This window comes from Gardnerella sp. 26-12 (genome assembly GCF_001660745.1).
Lineage (GTDB): Bacteria > Actinomycetota > Actinomycetes > Actinomycetales > Bifidobacteriaceae > Bifidobacterium > Bifidobacterium swidsinskii.
Window position 1 is genome coordinate 1 of record NZ_LWSR01000143.1, and the last position, 1,768, is coordinate 1,768.

2 protein-coding genes are annotated in these 1,768 nt (G+C 40.7%); both read right to left on the bottom strand.

Features of this window, described 5'->3' with window-relative positions; genetic code table 11:
- Positions 1–73: 73 nt before the first annotated feature.
- The gene (locus A5295_RS05900) at positions 74–1,180 is read right to left on the bottom strand and encodes a class E sortase (protein WP_004106114.1); all 1,107 of its coding nucleotides are present in this window, start codon (positions 1,178–1,180) and stop codon (positions 74–76) included.
- A gap of 45 nt (positions 1,181–1,225) precedes the next feature.
- On the bottom strand, positions 1,226–1,768 hold a 543-nt coding region (locus A5295_RS05905), incomplete at its 5' end, for a DUF881 domain-containing protein (RefSeq protein ID WP_064622156.1).

Genomic DNA, 1,768 nt, shown 5'->3' on the forward strand with positions numbered 1-1,768 from the left:
GCCTTAAATGTTTTTATTTTGTAAGTTTTAAAGCAATCGTAAGAATATTTAAAACTTACTACTTAACCCGTTATCATACAGTTGTTGAGTAATTAGACATCTGCTGAAGGAATGGAATTGTAGATGCGGCCCAAGGGAAAATCCACTGGAATAATGCTAATACAATGAAGAAATAAATCAGAATCGAAAGAATCCAACGAATCGCTGTAATACCTGGTTGTATGCGCAAAAGACCGCCAAAAATGCTTGCATCAGGCTTTTTCTTTAATCCAGAATGAATAGCGCGAAGTTCTGGCCATTGCCAAGCGATTGCTCCTGCTGCGAAAATCATCACATACACTAATAAAACAACCACCATAACTGGCACTAGTGAAGAAAGATGAGAAACTAGAGATTGTTGCTCATTGTTAATAAACTTCACTTTTCCTTGCTCATCAATAGTAGAAAGTTCTTTTGGAATGCCATCGCTAATCTTTGCCCAATAAGCGAATTTTGCGTAGCTAATCCAGCGATGAGTTGCAGCAGTATACTTAGGTTCGCAAGTTGTAAGAGTAAGCATACGTTTTGTTGGTTTCTCACCAGGATGATCAGGATTTGCATCAATAACTTCACCGTGATCTGGTGTAACAATCTTGTAAGAAGTGTACTTATAGACGAACCAATAATCCTTTGTACGAACTACTATTGCGTCGCCAGGCTTCAGTAAGTCTACATCTCCCAATGGCTGACCATAACCATTTCGGTGACCTGCTACTGCGAAATTACCTATTGCGCCAGGCATTTGTGTGGTTGGATAATGACCTAAACCACGCTTGCTTAAGATGTCTGGCGTAATGCCTTCTACAACATTTCGTTCCCACTGATTTCCAAAACGTGGTATGTATAAACGAGCTACAAGGTCTTCAGACTTTGGTTTGCTTAAAGCAGGTGGGTCAGTATTCTGTGGTAAAGCAATCTTCGTTTTATCGCCAGTTTTTGGGTTTTGCCAAGATATTGCTTGACGCGCCTCTACTTGAGTGTGCTCAGCCTGCTCTCCAGTCCACCACATTTGCCATGCAATGTACAATGCGCAAATAACTGCAAAAGCTATCAACAGTTCGCCAATAATTCCAGCGGCTTGCCACCAGAAATTCGAGCTGCTACGCTTCGTTTTTCCTTCCTGCATATTAGCAGATTGCATAGTGTGCTACTCCTTTATTGATGTATGAAGACTTTGCAACATATTTTATTTGTTTAGCACTTTAGGAACTGTTGCGTACCTTAATGGTTGCAACAAGGCCGATGCTTCGGGGAATCGCAGATTATTCTTTTTCTCCACTTTCCATCCTAATCCAAACGAACTTACATACTCCTTGTAGGTGTGTATGGCTGGTGAATTGTTTAGAGCATCAACCATGCTATCCATTGGACCAATAGCAGATATTTTATACGGTGGCGAGTACTGATGACCTTGCAACATAAGAACGTTACCAATACAAACAACTGCGGAGTTAAATAATACTCGCTGATCCTGAATAGTTATTGCTTCTGCTCCACCGCGCCACAAAGCATTTACTACAGCTTCAATATCTTGCTGGTGGATTACGTAATCATTAATATTTCCGGATGTTCCGGAACCATTAACCGCGCCTTTCCATAGAGGAGAGTCGTTAAGAGTTACAACAATTCCAGGTCCTTCAAGTTTTGGAAGTACGGTACTACTTCCAGTATCAGAAGATTCTTTTCCTTCACTAGTGCTGCTGCCGAGCGTTTTATTAAGTAAATTAAT

What these genes read in the sequence shown, in the direction of transcription:
- A5295_RS05900 (WP_004106114.1), bottom strand. Translation starts at nt 1,180, where the DNA reads ATGCAATCTGCTAATATGCAGGAAGGAAAAACGAAGCGTAGCAGCTCG.